15 protein-coding genes and 1 tRNA gene are annotated in these 15,100 nt (G+C 68.2%); 8 read left to right on the top strand and 8 right to left on the bottom strand.

What is annotated here, in order from left to right:
• Window position 1: 1 nt before the first annotated feature.
• Both AB0E56_RS12915 and lysA read right to left on the bottom strand, forming a co-directional pair.
• A complete protein-coding gene (locus AB0E56_RS12915) occupies window positions 2–1,306 on the bottom strand; it encodes a homoserine dehydrogenase (protein ID WP_359799472.1) in 1,305 nt (434 codons plus the stop codon).
• Window positions 1,307–1,327: 21 nt separating this feature from the next.
• A complete protein-coding gene (lysA, locus tag AB0E56_RS12920; RefSeq protein ID WP_359799474.1) occupies window positions 1,328–2,746 on the bottom strand; it encodes a diaminopimelate decarboxylase in 1,419 nt (472 codons plus the stop codon).
• A gap of 148 nt (window positions 2,747–2,894) precedes the next feature.
• Here lysA and AB0E56_RS12925 point away from each other — a divergent pair, with 148 nt between their 5' ends.
• From AB0E56_RS12925 to AB0E56_RS12940, 4 genes are read left to right on the top strand one after another with little or no spacing between them, the layout of a single operon-like run.
• Window positions 2,895–3,956, top strand: coding sequence for a YihY/virulence factor BrkB family protein (locus tag AB0E56_RS12925; RefSeq protein WP_359799475.1), 1,062 nt, complete (start codon window positions 2,895–2,897; stop codon window positions 3,954–3,956).
• A gap of 60 nt (window positions 3,957–4,016) precedes the next feature.
• Window positions 4,017–4,922, top strand: a complete 906-nt coding sequence (locus AB0E56_RS12930) for an alpha/beta hydrolase (RefSeq protein ID WP_359799478.1) — start codon at window positions 4,017–4,019, stop codon at window positions 4,920–4,922.
• Entirely contained in the window at window positions 4,897–5,478 is a 582-nt protein-coding gene (locus AB0E56_RS12935; protein ID WP_359799479.1) for a helix-turn-helix domain-containing protein, read from the top strand. Before AB0E56_RS12930 ends, AB0E56_RS12935 begins: the two co-directional genes overlap by 26 nt.
• Before the next feature lie 2 nt (window positions 5,479–5,480).
• A complete protein-coding gene (locus AB0E56_RS12940) occupies window positions 5,481–6,230 on the top strand; it encodes an alpha/beta hydrolase (RefSeq protein ID WP_359799480.1) in 750 nt (249 codons plus the stop codon).
• Between the two features lie 15 nt (window positions 6,231–6,245).
• On the opposite strand, the gene AB0E56_RS12945 is transcribed toward AB0E56_RS12940, so the two are convergent.
• Window positions 6,246–7,094, bottom strand: a complete 849-nt coding sequence (locus tag AB0E56_RS12945; protein ID WP_359799481.1) for a DUF2993 domain-containing protein — start codon at window positions 7,092–7,094, stop codon at window positions 6,246–6,248.
• Between the two features lie 40 nt (window positions 7,095–7,134).
• Window positions 7,135–8,799 (bottom strand): arginine--tRNA ligase, encoded by a 1,665-nt coding sequence (argS, locus tag AB0E56_RS12950; RefSeq protein ID WP_359799483.1) that lies wholly within the window; start codon window positions 8,797–8,799, stop codon window positions 7,135–7,137.
• Between the two features lie 93 nt (window positions 8,800–8,892).
• Between argS and AB0E56_RS12955 the strand changes: the two genes are divergently transcribed.
• The 4 genes from AB0E56_RS12955 to AB0E56_RS12970 all read left to right on the top strand — a co-directional run bounded on the left by AB0E56_RS12955 (window position 8,893) and on the right by AB0E56_RS12970 (window position 11,343).
• A complete protein-coding gene (locus AB0E56_RS12955) occupies window positions 8,893–9,708 on the top strand; it encodes an SGNH/GDSL hydrolase family protein (RefSeq protein WP_359799484.1) in 816 nt (271 codons plus the stop codon).
• A 16-nt stretch (window positions 9,709–9,724) separates the two neighbouring features.
• Window positions 9,725–9,797: transfer RNA gene (locus AB0E56_RS12960), tRNA-Arg, on the top strand.
• A 221-nt stretch (window positions 9,798–10,018) separates the two neighbouring features.
• The gene (locus AB0E56_RS12965; RefSeq protein WP_359799486.1) at window positions 10,019–10,885 is read left to right on the top strand and encodes a tyrosine-type recombinase/integrase; all 867 of its coding nucleotides are present in this window, start codon (window positions 10,019–10,021) and stop codon (window positions 10,883–10,885) included.
• A 134-nt stretch (window positions 10,886–11,019) separates the two neighbouring features.
• Complete coding sequence (locus AB0E56_RS12970; RefSeq protein WP_359799488.1) at window positions 11,020–11,343, top strand: hypothetical protein; 324 nt, start codon at window positions 11,020–11,022, stop codon at window positions 11,341–11,343.
• A gap of 6 nt (window positions 11,344–11,349) precedes the next feature.
• Here the strand turns inward: AB0E56_RS12970 and AB0E56_RS12975 are convergent, their stop codons facing one another.
• The 4 genes from AB0E56_RS12975 to AB0E56_RS12990 all read right to left on the bottom strand — a co-directional run bounded on the left by AB0E56_RS12975 (window position 11,350) and on the right by AB0E56_RS12990 (window position 15,100).
• The gene (locus tag AB0E56_RS12975; protein ID WP_359799490.1) at window positions 11,350–11,559 is read right to left on the bottom strand and encodes a hypothetical protein; all 210 of its coding nucleotides are present in this window, start codon (window positions 11,557–11,559) and stop codon (window positions 11,350–11,352) included.
• A gap of 225 nt (window positions 11,560–11,784) precedes the next feature.
• On the bottom strand, window positions 11,785–12,990 hold the full coding sequence (locus AB0E56_RS12980; RefSeq protein WP_359799492.1) for an O-antigen ligase family protein: 1,206 nt from the start codon (window positions 12,988–12,990) through the stop codon (window positions 11,785–11,787).
• Between the two features lie 62 nt (window positions 12,991–13,052).
• Window positions 13,053–13,925: a hypothetical protein gene (locus AB0E56_RS12985; RefSeq protein ID WP_359799494.1), complete on the bottom strand. Its 873-nt coding sequence runs from the start codon at window positions 13,923–13,925 to the stop codon at window positions 13,053–13,055.
• A gap of 2 nt (window positions 13,926–13,927) precedes the next feature.
• Window positions 13,928–15,100 (bottom strand): hypothetical protein, encoded by a 1,173-nt coding sequence (locus AB0E56_RS12990; protein ID WP_359799496.1) that lies wholly within the window; start codon window positions 15,098–15,100, stop codon window positions 13,928–13,930.

Below are 15,100 nucleotides of genomic sequence, written 5' to 3' on the forward strand. Positions count from 1 at the left end.
GTCACTCGCCTTCCACCCGGAGCACCGAGACCACGCGGGCGACGACGTCGCTGTCGGCGAGAGCGTCGACGGTCGCGCTGAGGGCCTGCTCGGTCGCGCGGTGCGTGCCGATGATCAGCCGAGCCGTCGGCTCGTCCTCCCCCTCGACGGTCTGCACGACGGTGGCGACGGACACCTCACCGTCACTGAGGATTCCGGCCACGGTGGCGAGCACGCCCGGCGCATCGGAGACCTCGAGGGTGATCTGGTAGCGCGTGGTCACGTGTCCGATCGGGACGACCGGCAGGTTCGCCCTGGTGGACTCGCCGACGCCGACACCGCCCGCGATGTGGCGCCGGGCAGCCGAGACGACGTCACCGAGCACGGCGGATGCGGTCTGCACGCCGCCGGCGCCCGCACCGTAGAACATCAAAGACCCGGCGGCCTCGGCCTCGACGAACACCGCGTTGTTGGCACCGTGCACCGATGCGAGGGGGTGCGATTTCGGCACCAGCGCGGGATACACGCGCACCGATATCGACTCGGCGCCGTTCGCCTCGATGCGCTCGCACACGGCCAGAAGCTTGATGACGAAGCCCGCCGCGCGCGCCTCCTCGATCATCGACGCCGTGATCGAGGTGATGCCCTCGCGGTAGACAGCGTCCAACGGCACCGCGGTGTGGAAGGCGAGGCTCGCGAGGATCGCGGCTTTCTGCGCCGCGTCGTACCCCTCGACGTCGGCCGTCGGGTCGGCTTCGGCATAGCCCAGGCGCTGCGCGTCGGCGAGCACGTCGGCGAAATCAGCGCCCTCCGTGTCCATCCGGTCGAGGATGTAGTTGGTCGTGCCGTTCACGATGCCCATGATGCGCACCACCCGGTCGCCGGCGAGCGAATCGCGCAGTGGACGGATGATCGGGATCGCACCGGCGGCCGCTGCCTCGTAGTAGACCGAGGCTCCCACGCGGTCTGCCGCTTCGAACAGCTCGGGGCCGTGCGTCGCGAGGAGTGCCTTGTTGGCCGTCACGACGTCGGCGCCGGAGCCGATCGCCTGCAGGATGCTGGTGCGCGCGGGCTCGATGCCCCCGATGAGCTCGATGACGATGTCGGCGCCGAGGATCAGGGATTCGGCGTCGGTGGTGAACAGGTCCTTCGGCAGGTCGACATCGCGCGGCGCATCCACGTCGCGCACGGCGATGCCGGCGAGCTCCAACTCGGCGCCAGCGCGGTCCGCGAGCTCGGCGCCATGACGCAGCAGGAGCGCCGCGACCTGCGAGCCGACCGCTCCCGCGCCCAGCAGTGCAACGCGAAGTCGTCGGTAGTCAGTCATGGTTGCTCCTTCGGAGGTGGGTCATTGGTTCTCCCTCGGGGCGTCCGCCCCGTCGATGCCCGCGTCGCGAGCCAGCACATCGTCGAGCGTCTCGCCGCGGACGATGATCGTCGAACGACCATCTCGGACGGCCACGACGGGCGGACGCGGGACATGGTTGTAGTTGCTGGCCAGCGGAGCGCAGTAGGCTCCGGTCGCGGGGACCGCCAGCAGATCGCCTGGCACGAGATCGTCCGGCAGGTATTCGTGATCGACGACGATGTCGCCGGACTCGCAGTGCTTGCCGACCACGCGGCTGAGGCGCGGCTCACCCGTGCCCACGCGCGACGCGAGGCGTGCCGAGTACTCGGCGCCGTAGAGAGCGGGTCGTGCGTTGTCGCTCATGCCGCCGTCGACGCTCACGTACCGGCGGACGGACCCCGACGCCACGGTCACGTCCTTCGTGGTGCCGACCTCGTAGATCGTGACTCCCGCCGTGCCGACGATGGCCCGACCGGGCTCGAACGACAGGGCGGGGACGGGGATACCCCGAGCCGCACATCCCTCCGCCACGGCGCTGACGATGGCGCCGGCGAGTTCCTCGATCGGGGTCGGGTCGTCGACCCGCGTGTAGGCGATGCCGAAGCCGCCGCCGAGGTTGAGCTGCGGGACAGGGCCGTGCGCGAGCAATGCGGCATGGAGGTCGAGGACGCGCGAGGCCGACTCTCGGAATCCTGCGACGCCGAAGATCTGTGAACCGATGTGGCAGTGCAATCCGGCGAACACGAGGCCGGGGATCTCGCGGATGCGTGCGACCGCCGCCTCGGCCTCCCGGAGCGGGAACCCGAACTTCTGGTCTTCGTGGGCGGTCGCGAGGAAGTCGTGTGTCTCGGCGTGGACGCCGCTCACGACGCGCACGAGCACGCGCTGGGTCGCCCCGGTGCGGGCGGTGATCGCCGCGAGGCGCTCGATCTCGATCGCACTGTCGACGATGACCGTCCCGACACCGACCTCGACGGCACGCTCGAGCTCGGCGACCGACTTGTTGTTGCCATGGAACCCGAGCGATGCGGGAACGACGCCGGCGGCGAGGGCGACGGCGAGCTCTCCCCCGGTGCACACGTCGACTCGCAGCCCCTCGTCGACCATCCACCGGGCGACCGTGGTGCACAGGAACGCCTTACCGGCGTAATACACCTGCGCCGTCGTGCCGTTCTCGGCCGCTGCGCGGTCGAATGCGTCGCGGAATCGACGGGCACGACCGCGCACCTCCTCCTCGTCGAGCACGAGCAGCGGGGTGCCATACGTCTGAGCCAGAGCGGTCGCGCTGACGCCGGCGATCTCGACGGCGCCGTCGCCGCCGCGCACCGCGGATGCCGGCCACACGCCGTCGGCGAGATCATTGGCGTCCTCGGGGACGACGAGCCATTCCGGAGCGAGCGAATCGGCAGGGAGATGCACTTGTCACCAATCGTGGGAAGGACCTCGGGCGAGGGGCGCACATCGAGGTTGACCCCGATTCTAGGGCACCGGCTCGGTCGCACTGGCCATGGTGACGCGCCGCGTCAAGCCCCTGCATGGCTGCCTCCCCTGCTCCTAGGGTGGGGGCGTGGCGAACACCGAGACACGAGACGACAGCCCCCGAACGGACGCACCCGCGAAGCCCGGCCTCATCGCGCGCATCACGACGCCGGTCATCGCCTGGGCCCTCGCCAGACGGCCGGTGCGCGCCGCGCTGCTCTACTCCGAGCGACGCGGTCCGGCACTCGCCGACAGCGTGACCTACCGCGCGCTCTTCAGCGTGTTCGCCGGCGTCCTGCTCGGCTTCTCGCTCGCCGCACTGTGGCTCGCGGGCAACCCCGACGCCTGGCGCGCGATCATCGAAGCGGTGCAGTCCGCCGTCCCTGGGCTCATCGGCAAGGACGGTGCGATCGACCCGGGGGACCTCCGCGCGCCCGCATCCCTGTCGATCGCCGGCATCATCTCGCTGGTCGCCCTCGTCGGCGCCGCACTCGGCGCGATCGGCTCGCTCCGCACCGCTGTCCGGGTGATCGCGGGCACCGTGCAGGACGACATCCTGTGGATCTGGGTGATCCTGCGCAACCTGGCGCTCGCGCTGGGGATCGGACTCTCGTTCGTCGTCTCGGCGGCGCTCACGTTCGTCGGGCAGCTCGGCGTGGCCTGGATCGCGGATGCCCTCGGCCTCCCTGCGGACTCCCCCGCGGTCGCCTTGGCGGTTCGCGGCCTCTCCCTGGTCATCGTATTCGCCCTCGATACGGCTCTCATCATCGGGGTGTTCCTGCTGCTCTCCGGAGTGCGCCCACCCGCACGTTCGCTGTGGCCCGGCGCTCTGCTCGGCGCGTTCGGACTCCTGGTCCTGCAGGAGTTGTCCGGGCTCTTCGTCGGCGGCGCCACGAGCAACCCGCTCCTCGCCTCGTTCGCGTCACTGCTCGCGCTGCTGATCTGGTTGAACTTCTCCGCACAGGTCATGCTGTTCGCGTGCGCGTACATCGTCACTGCCGAGGAGGAGAGGGCCGATCGGGTGCACGCACGGTTCGCGGCCACCACGTTCGCTCAGCGTCGGCTGCAGCGCGCCGAGGCCGAGGTCGGGATCGCCACGGCGGAACTGCGCGCCGCACAACGCGCCGCGGCGGACGAGCACGCATCCTGATCCGAGCCGCACCGTTGTGACCAGAAGGGCTATACTGGTCACAACGAGAGGATGCCCGTCATGGAAGCCCGACGCTCGCGCATCGACCTCCCGCACGCCACAGTGTCGGTGTTGGAATGGCTCCCTGCCGAGGAGACCGGCGCCCCGGTGCTGCTGCTGCACGGAGGCGGCGCCGACAGCGCAGAGCTCTCGTGGGGCGAGGTCGGTCCTGCGCTCGCTGCTGCGGGACACCGCACGGTGGCGCCCGACCATCCCGGCTTCGGGCAGAGTCCCCGCGCGCAGTGGGCGCTGACCCAGGAAAAGCTCGTCCGGCATGTCGCGGAGCTCGTGGAGGCTCTGGACCTCTCCGACTACGCGGTCGCCGGACTCTCGCTCGGGGGCGGGATGACCATCGGCCACCTGCTCGACCAGCCCGGGCGGGCGCGGGCGGCGATCCTGCTCGGCTGCTACGGCCTGATGCCGCGCCTCGCGGACGGCTTCCTGGGCCCGGTGACCCACTTGTCGTCGTTCCTGCTGCTGCGGTCGGGGCTGCTGGCTGCGCTGACACGCTCGTACGCGCGCAACGATGCCGCGATGGAGCGTGGGCTTCGAGACCTCGTCAGGAACCCGCAGGCACGGACGTCCGCGCTCGTGCAGGCCGTGATGGCGGAAGCCGCCACGGGCACCGGCATGGAGGTCTTCGGCGAGTGGCAGCGCGATCAAGTGCTCTGGAACCGCCTGCGCACCGTGTACACCGACAGGCTGTCGCCGATCGAGACACCGGTGCTGCTCGTGCACGGCGACCGTGACACCGGCGTCCCGATCGCACGCGTCGAGACCGCAGCCGAACTGCTGCCTTCCGGCACGATCCTCGAGGTCCCCGGCGCCGGGCACTGGGTGCAGCGGGACCGGCCCGACCTCGTCATCCCGGCGATGCTCGATCATCTGAGGAGCGGCGACCATGCCTCGACCCCGCGTCCCGAATAGGCGAGAGCGCATCCTGGATGCGGCAGAGGAGCTCGTGCTCGCACAGGGCTTCGACGGCATGAGCATCGCTGCCGTCGCCGAGCAGGCCGGCATCGGCAAGGGCGCCGTGTACCTCGAGTTCGAGGGCAAACGCGGCATCCTCGACGCCCTCCTGCAGCGCGGCACGGCGCGCATGAACGCCCGGATACGCGACGAGCTGGGCGACCACCCCCGACTGAGTTCCGCGTATCGGGCGTCTGCACGGGCGCTCAGCGAAGACGCACTCATGACCGCGGCCTTCCTCGACGATCGCGGAGTGCTCGGCGACCACGTCGCCGCGGTCGAGGACGGCCGATATCGGGATCGGCAGCGACGAGTCGTCGAGTGGCTCCATGATCTGCAGAACCGCGGGGAGATCGTGTCCGACGTGGATGTCGACGCCCTGGCCCTCGCGTTGTCCAGTGCCTCGATCGGCCTGCTGTCGGCCGCCCGTCTGCTCGGGCCCATGGAGCCCGCACACCTCGAGCGCGCCATCGACACGATCGGCCGCATGGCCGAGACCTTCGAGAGGACCTGACGATGCACATCGCCCGCTACGGACCGGCCGACGGCCGGCGTCTGCTCCTCCTCCACGGCGGAGGTGTCGCGGGGTGGATGTGGGAGCCCCTCCGCGCGCACCTCGGCGACGAGCACCGCCTCCTCATCCCGGACCTCCCCGGTCACGGACACAGCGCAGACGAGCCGTACGTGTCGCATGCGCAGACCGCCGCTGCGCTGGCCGGACTCCTCGAAGACGAAGCACGATCTGCCATGGTCGTCGGCTTCTCACTCGGAGCCCAGCTGGCCGTCCAACTCGCGTCCGCGCATCCGCGGCTGGTCGACCATGCCGTCGTCGTGAGCGCGCAGGCCGTGCCGATGAGGGCGACGCGCGCCACTCTCGCTCTTCTCGGGGCGACGGCAGGCCTCGCAAGACGTGAATGGTTCGCGAAGCTGCAGGCGCGTCAGCTGTTCATTCCGGACGAGCTCCTCCCGGAGTATCTGCACACCTCGGCTGGCATCTCGCGGGAGACGCTTCTGCGTGCGGTCGAAGAGAATCTCCGGTTCACCCCTCCCCCGGCATGGCGCGCATTCCCCGGTGCGGCGTCGATCCTCGTCGGAGCCGAGGAGAAGCCCCTCATGAAGCGCTCAGCGGCAGCGCTGCATCGCGACCTGCCGCACAGTTCGCTCGAGGTCGTCGACGGGTGCGGCCACGGGATACCGCTGCAACGCCCCTCCTGGCTCGCCGCTCACCTCAGGGCGGGTCTCGAGGCGCACCCGGACGCCCGCTGACGGGGACACACGACGTCAGCTGGGGCAGACGCCCTTCTCCTGCAGCGAGGCGTCGGTGACGATCGCGCCGTCCACGTCGATGTCGATCACGGCGGCCCCATCCACGATCTCGAGTCCGGTCAGGGTGAGTCCCGCGGGAAGCTGATCGGCGATGCACACGCGCTGCGGTTCGGTGAGCCGTGCGCCGAGCGAACCGAGGTTCGAGCCGACCTCGTCGAGGTCGATGTCGAGCCCGCCGATGCTGGCTGCGACCGGAGTGAGCTCGAGGTCGCCGTCGACTGCACCGGGCGTGAGCGTCAGCGACAGCGGAACCGCCGATCCGAACACGTCGATGGACCCGCCGACCGTCGCATTCGGCGCGGCGAACTCCACCGACTCGATCGGCAGATCCGTGCCGGAGAGCAGCGAGGTGAACTCCTCCTGATCGATGCGGATCGTGCCGGACGCACCGCCCAGGTCGCCGCCGCGCAGCGGCACGCCCGTCGCTGTGACGTCGGCCGCACCGGTGATCCCCTCCAGCGTCACGGAATCCGTCGAGAGGTGAAGCGTGTCAAGACTGCCGCCGATGAGCTGCGGAAGCAGAAGGCCTTCGGTCTCGACATCCAACTGCTGGTCGGCGGGGAGATCGAGCTGCTCGACCACGATCGACCGCACGATGCCCGGCAGGACGGCGCGCGCGATGAACTCCGCCGCGACGACGAGCAGTGCCAACACGACGACCACGATCAGCAGCACCCATGGCCAGCGACGGCGACTCCGAGGCGCAGCATCCGTGGCCGCAGCGGAGGTGGAGCCGGGGATCACGAGCGTCGGATGCTCGGCCGAGGCGTCCGGGTACGGCAGGGTGTGGTTGTCGTCGCTCATGCCTGCCATCCTGCCGCACGCCCGGAGACGGCGGTGTGCACTACATGCGCTCCGGTGCGCTCACACCGAGCAGGTCGAGCCCGTTGCGCAGCACCTGACCGGTCGCGTCGTTCAGCCAGAGACGTGTGCGGTGCACGCTCTCGATCGGGTCGTCGCCCTGAGGGATCACCCGGCAGTTGTCGTACCAGCGGTGGTAGAGGCCCGCGAGCTCCTCGAGGTAGCGGGCGACGCGGTGAGGCTCGCGCACCTCCGCGGCGAAGGCCACGATGCGCGGGAACTCCTGCAGCGCACCGAGCAGGGCGCCTTCGGTCTCGTGCGTGAGCGTCTCGGGGACGAACTCGGTGCGATCGACGCCGGAGTCGGCGGCGTTGCGCGCCACGTTGTGCGTGCGGGCATGCGCATACTGCACGTAGAACACCGGGTTGTCGTTCGTGCGCTTCTGCAGCAGCTCGGGATCCAGGGCCAGCGGCGAGTCGGCGGGGGAACGCTCCAGCGAGTACCGCAGCGCATCGGTGCCCAGCCATTCACGCAGATCGTCCATCTCGATGATGTTCCCTGCGCGCTTGCTCAGACGCGCGCCGCCGATCGAGACGAGCTGACCGATCAGGACCTCGACGTTCTTCTCCGGGTCTTCACCCGCAGCGCCGGCGATCGCCTTGAGACGGTGCACGTAACCGTGGTGGTCGGCACCGAGGAGATACAGCTTGTACTCGAAGCCCCGGTCGCCCTTGTTGAGGTAGTACGCGGCATCCGCGGCGAAGTATGTGTACTCGCCATTGGAGCGGCGGATCACGCGGTCCTTATCGTCGCCGAAGTCGGTGGTGCGCACCCAGACGGCGCCTTGGTCGTCGAACACGTGGCCCTGCTCGCGAAGGCGGTCGACCGCCTGGTCGACGAGGCTCATGCCCTGCTCGTTCTTCGCGTGCAGGGTGCGCTCGGAGAACCAGACGTCGAAGTCGACGTTGAACTTCGACAGCGACTGCCTCTGCTCCTCGAGCTGGTATCCGTAGGCGAGCTCGCGCGTGACGACGACCTGCTCCTCGGCGGGCAGATCGAGCAGGTCGGGGCGCGCGCCGAGCACTCGTGCGGCCAGGTCGCCGATGTAGCTGCCGGCGTAGCCGCCCTCCGGTGTGGGCTCGCCCTTGGCCGCGGCGAGGACGGAGTTCGCGAAGCGCTCCATCTGCACACCGGCGTCGTTGATGTAGTACTCCCTCGCGACCGTCGCTCCGGAGGCCGTGAGCACGCGGGCGATCGCATCGCCGAGCGCCGCCCACCGGGTGTGCCCGATGTGCAGGGGTCCGGTCGGGTTCGCGCTCACGAATTCGATGTTGATGCTCTGACCGGCCTGGGAATCGTTGGTCCCGTACGCCTCGCCCGCATCGACGATGACCTTCGCCAGCGCGCCTGCGGCCCCGGCATCCAGACGGATGTTGAGGAACCCGGGACCTGCGACCTCGGCCGTGGCGATGCCGTCGACCTGAGAAAGGCCGTCGGCGATCTGCTGCGCCAACTCGCGCGGGTTCGTGCCGAGCGGCTTCGCCAGGCGCATCGCGACGTTCGACGACCAGTCGCCGTGCTCGCGGTTGCGCGGGCGCTCCAGCACGACGTCGGATGCGGCGAGGCCGAGGGGCTCGCCAGGACGTCGTTCCTCGGCGATCGGTGCGAGGACGGCGAGGACGGCGGCGGCGAGGGTTTCGGGGTTCATAGCCTCCCCAGTTTACGGGGGCTGGACAGCCGGATCCGACGACGTGAGGCGCGCGGAATTCGCGATCGACGCGACGTGATCTACTCTCAAGCCATGAAGGCCTCAGCCCCCAACCGTCGACTGCGCACCGCAGGGGTCGCCATCGCCCTGCTCCTCGCCGTCACGGCGGGCGTTCTCGGCATGTGGCGGCCGTGGACTCCGCCGCCCACCGCGGCACCTGTCGGAGCTGCGGCAGACGGCGCGACCGCGGCCGCGGAAGCGATCGCTCCCGCGGCGCTCACCCTTCCAGAGCACCCGACCGTGCTGGTGTTCGGCGACTCCTGGACGTACGGGTCCGCCGCGTCCGAGCCGACCCTCGGCTACGCCTACGTCTTGGCGGACCTGATCGGCGGCGAGACGATCGTGAACGGCGTGCGCGGGAGCGGATACCTCAAGCCGGGAATCGACGGACCGACCTTCGGCGAGCGCATCGCCGCCCTCGACCCCTCCCTCTCCCCCGACCTCGTGATCATCCAGGGCTCCATCAACGACCGCGCGCAGGGTGCCGAGGGTTACCGGGAAGCCGTCACCGCCGCGTGGGACGCCCTCGCCGCGATCTATCCCGACGCCGCGATCGTCGTTCTCGGCCCGGCCCCGCACGAGCTGCCGGTGGGCGCGACGACCGCACGCATCGACACGGATCTCGGCGAACTCGCCGGCGCACGGGGCTGGTGGTACATCTCCCCCATCGCCCAGGACTGGATCACCGAAGAGAACTATCTCTCCGTGATCGACGTCGAGGTCGGACGCAAGCACCCTTCGACCGAGGGCCACCGGTATCTGGCCGAGCGCCTCGCCGCGGCCCTCGACGAGATGCGCGTCGCACCCGTCACCGAGGCCGGTGGGTCGGAGACCACCCCCGACGAGTGATATTGTCGACCGGTACGCCTCCGTAGCTCAGTGGATAGAGCGCCGGTTTCCGGTACCGAAGGTCGCAGGTTCGACTCCTGTCGGGGGCACACTCATTACATTCCCAACCCGCGAGCGCACCACAGCGGTGCGCTCCGGGATGGCATCCGTTACGCCCATCTCTCTCGCGCGCTAATAGCGCATGGGCGACATCAGCGGTCGTGAACGACACGCCTCAGATACCCCGAGCGGGTCTGGGCGTGCCGGTCGTCGCGACCGCTGTTCCGTCGTCAATACGGTCATCGAAAGAGACTGAGCCGAGGGGGCTTTCATGAACGATCAGGACCTGCTGGACGCGTTCGCCGACTATCAACGTTCGGGGAACCGTGCAGCCCGCACCATCAGCACGCGCACCTCGATATTGCGTTCGTTCGTCGCACGGCAGCACACTGCCCTGATCGATGCGACGGTGTTCCACCTGCGCCGCGACATCGGTCGCGAGAACATCGCACCATCGACGAGGGCCACGACACGCGCGACGTTCCTCGCGTTTTACGGTTTCATCCAGTCTGAGGGGCTTCGCGCGGACAACCCTGCCCTGCGGCTTCCAGTCGTGAAGGTCCCACCGCACAGGCCGCGCCCCTACACGCAGGAGCAGATCGACAGGCTCCTCTCAACGGGTGCGTACAAGCGGACCCGGGCGATGATTCTCCTCGCCGCATACCAAGGGCTCCGCGCATCCGAAGTCGCCGCCGTCCACTCCGACGACATCGACCTTGAGGCGGGCACCCTGAAGGTGTTCGGGAAGGGAGGGCGCACCGACTACCTCCCGTTGCACGACACGATCCGGGATCTCGCGCCCACCATGCGTCAAGGGTGGTGGTTTCCTGCACGGGCCGGTCGTGAAGGGCACATCAAGGGGCAGTCGGTGAGTGACCTTCTGACTGATGCGCGTGAGCGCGCCGGGATCGTCGACAAGTCCTTGACCGGGCACTCACTGCGACACGCCTTCGGTACCGAACTTGTGCGCAGGAAAGCGAACATTCGAGCCGTCCAGGAACTCATGCGGCACTCGTCCCTCCAGACGACCCAGCGGTATACGCAGGTGCTCGATGAGGACCGCCGCAGCGCCCTCTCGGTTCTTCCCGGCCGCGCCATACCCGAACGCTCCGGACGGCGCACTCCAGAAGCGGCCTGAGTAGGCCGTAGACACACGAAATCCCCTCCCAGCACATCACGTGCGGGAGGGGATTTTCTGTTCGCCCAGAGGTGCTGTCGGAAGTCGGGCCGTAGAATCGAACCTCTCGGCCGGAGGAAGGAACACGACCGGCTATGGGGAACCCTGGGGCGACGCTCTCCGCGTATCGCGACATGCAGTCGCAGGCGCGATCGATCCTCGAGGCCGCGAAGCACGGCCCGTTGCAGTCGCTCACCGACCGGGAGATGGACGTCCGCGGGCAGCCCCTCACGATCTACCCTTACGCGCTGCAGCGCCGCGTGAAGGCATGGGTGAGGTTCGGCCCCGAGGCCGTGCGGGTCGACGCAAAGCTCGTGCGCTCGACACCGCTCGCGGCCGGCATCGAGTTCCGCGCCGAGGACCAGACGTTCCGGTGCTGGGTATGGGGCAACGCCGTACAGCTCGCCGAGGACGAGTAGCGCCGTTCACGCGACGACAGCAAGCAGCCACATCGCCCCGAAGATCGTTGCCGCGACGCCAATGAGGACAAGCGCGAAAGCCGACCCCATCACGACACGGTAGACGTTCTCTGGCAGAGTGCTCCCCCTGCTCGACGGGACACTGCGGTCGTAGGCGCGATGCGCCCACACGCCGACAGCCAACACAACCATGCCACCGATCAGCAAGGGAATCACTAGCCCATGCTTTCAGATTCAAGCCACCTGTCACCCCAGGCGGCTATCATTCACGTATGCCCATCCTCGATATGCTTCGCCGCTCACACAAGAAGTCGCTGAGCCGTTGCCTCGAATGCAAGGCACCCGTCGCTGAGGGCGAAGGATTCCGCGTCAAGGGTCTCGGCGTCTTCTGCAACGAGGATCACGCTGCAGAGTGGCAAGCATTCTCGATGCCGTAACCTCTCACACCCTGATGAGGCTGTCCTTCTCCAACTGGCGTCGCCGCGCAGCCATCGTGTAGAACCACGGCTCGTCGTCGCGCGCCGGCATCACCCAGATCGCGAACATCGCCGGCCACAGCAAGCGCGTCCCGTTGATGTCAGCGGACACCATCACGTTGATGATGGAGAAGATCAGAAGCCCGAGGAACACCATCCCCGTCGTGCCCTTCGCAACCCGGACGCCGCGAACCAGCGTGGCTACGACCAGCACAGCGAAGATCAGCAGGATAAGCCATCCCGCCTCGATCCCGATCTCGATGAACAGGTTGTGCGGGTACCGGTAAATCGATCCTTCGTCGGCGTACCCGCCCCACCCGATCCCGACCGGGTTCTGAAGCACGCGGGCGACTCCCGAGTCCCACATGTCAGAGCGCACCGAAGACGACGTGTCAGAGTCGCCGGTGAGGATCGACATGATCCTGTTGAGGCCATCGGACTGGTTCTGCAGTGCGATCCACACCACGATGCCACCGAGGAGCACGGCGCCGAGCAGCGCGCGCCCGCGGTACTTCTTCATGGCAGGGGCGAACACGATCACGAGGAGGATCGCCGCGACACCTGCGATCACGGGTCCGCGCGAACCGGACAGGACACCGAGCATCGCTGTGAGCCCGGCGAGGCCGATCATTGCGATCCGGAAGATGGGCTTGATGCCGCGCTGGAATGCGGCGATCACCAGGATCACGGCACCGGCCATGCTCACGCGCGCGGTTCCGATCGTGTCAGCACCCTCGAGAGTGAGACGGTTCGTGTAGGACGCCGACGTCGTGGGACTCAGGAGAGCGAGCACGGCGAGGATCACAGCGATCACCGCCAGTGCACGGATGAAGGCCACCCGTTGCCCTTCCGTGCGGAGGAGGTAGAACGGGGCGATCGCGAGCACGAGCGTGATCGTGAAAAGAGTGCTGATCTTCGTGACGGAGTACGAGTCGAAGTCGGACAGCGCCACGGCGGGGATGAACGCCACCCACAGCAACCACGCGACCATCACCCGGCCAGTCGTAGGCCCGTGCGCGATACGAGCTCGGATCATCATGAGGACGACGAAGGCGGCGGTCAACAGCGTGAGGTCGACGGGCACCCACTGAAGCAGCGGGTTCTCCTTGATCTGCCCGACGCACGTCAGCAGCGCAAGAGATGCGGGGCCGACCCATTCACGTTTCGTCACCTCTGAATCCTAGGACACGACGAAAAGACCCCCACCCGACCGAAGTCGAGTGGGGGTCTTGATCATGGTGTGACGAGAGGCGTGGTGACGTGCGCCTTGCCGCCGAGGATGATGTACTCCTCCAGCACGCGAAGGAGGATCGGTTTCGGCGGCGGGGTCAGGCCGAGGACGTCGCTGATGAACGCGGCCATGGGTGCCACCATCGTGTACGTGCCGTTCCCTTGCGAGTGGTCACCCCCAGCCCGCACCTCTAGCCGGTCGATCGCTGGCTGTCCCGCCCAGTGCTCTCGCATCGGGTATGTGTTCGTCGTCGGCGGGACCGTCGTGTCGGCGTCACCGACGAGGCTGAGGATGTTCTTGCCGGCGAACAGTGCCGGGTCGAACTCGAGGGGGTGAAACCCTGCCGTCTTCTCTTCGTAGTTCAATCCGTCCTGAGCGAGGCCGTACGCGACCCGGAACTCGTACCCGATCGGCGGTGGGAGGATCCACTCCTCCAGGTTCGTCACCGCCGACGAGAGCACCAGGCCGACAACCTGCGAGGCGAAGCTCGACTGCGTTGCGAGCCAGTACGCGACGAGGCCACCCATGGAGCGGCCCAGGATGATGATCGGGCTTGAGCCTCCGATGATCCCCATCACGTAGAGCAGGGAGATCGGGTAGGAGTTCCGCTGTGCGAGGTTCCCCCACGCCTGCGGTCCCCCACCCACGCCCTCCACCCATGCGATGCCGTTGTCGATCAGCCACTCACGAAGACCCGTCCATGCGGACGAGGTAGCGAACTGGTTGTACCCGCCGCTCGCGCCGTGCGTATACAGGACGATGGGAATCCCCGGCGTGCCGATCAGGGTGTCGGGGATCGCCCAGAGCGTGAGTTCGCCACCAGGCGGTGTCGCGGTGAACTCCGTGTATGCGGTTCCCTTTGCGGTCGTCGGCATGGTTACACCACCCCGTGGCGACCCCGCAGGAATGCAGTGGCCTTCGTGATCGTGTCGGCATCTGCGACACCGGTCATGATGATCACACCGCCCACGTACCCGGTGAGGAAGTCCGCGCCGGCCGTGTTCGGTGAGACACCCAGCGAGATCCGGTCCAGGTCGACCGCACCAGCGTCACCAGACACCCAGGGCGTCCCGTCGAGGGCAAGGCTGGAGGATGCACCGTTCAGCGTGGCGACTGCGACGTGGATGTTGCTGTCGGAGCCGAGACCCGTTCCCGGGAGAAGCGTTCCACGGTTCATGCCGAAGACGTTCGCCGAGACCGAGCGGTACAGCAGCTGTCGCGCCGTGCTCGCGGGAGCGGTGCGGCCACCCACGACGGTCTGCGTTCCCGCGACACCCGTAGCCCGAAACACGGTGAAGATCGTGATCGGCCCGGAGAGGACCGTGGTGAGCTCGCGCATGAGGCGCGAAGCACCGTTGAACGAGACGGCCTTCGTGCCATTGAGGCCGGTCATGCTCAGGGTCGGGGTGCCCTGAATGACGTTCAGGTGGCGAGCGTTCGGCGACTGGTCCGGGAGCGACGTGACGGTCGAGCCGTCCGCGATCCCGAGGAGGGTCGGGTCGTACCAGGCCCACAGTGTCGGGATGTCGATCGGCGTCCACACCGCCTCCGGCGCGACGTAGTGGAACGAGTCGCCGTCGATCGCGTTGGCCGGCTGCCCGTTCACGGTCACGTACCAGAGAATCGGGCCCGCATAGTCCGGTCGCGGCGTCGAGAGGTCGGCGCCGGCGTACACCGTGCGCAGCGCACCCTGGAACGGGAGCAGCGAACCGTCGATGAGCGTCTGAACGGCGTTGCTCTGCGCGGTCTCCGGGTTCAGGATCGCCGATGGCCCGACCGTGGCATCAATCGCCTGCCGCGTCTCGGAGTCCTCGGCCGTGACGTAGGTCGACACCGCCTCGTCGTTCTCGACCGCGTTGACTCCAGGGAGACCGCGGGGGATGAAGAACTCCGCATGCTTGTCGTCCTCTGGTCCGGTCATCACCACCGCGGCCGCCTCCCCCGCGGGGACAGACGTCGCGCCGGCGGAGGCGATGGTGCCGGTGTCACCCTTCTCACCGGGGACTCCCTGGAACGTGCCGAGCTGCGTCACTCCTGCCGGAAGCGCCAT

This window comes from Microbacterium sp. NPDC028030 (assembly GCF_040637855.1).
Taxonomy (GTDB): domain Bacteria; phylum Actinomycetota; class Actinomycetes; order Actinomycetales; family Microbacteriaceae; genus Microbacterium.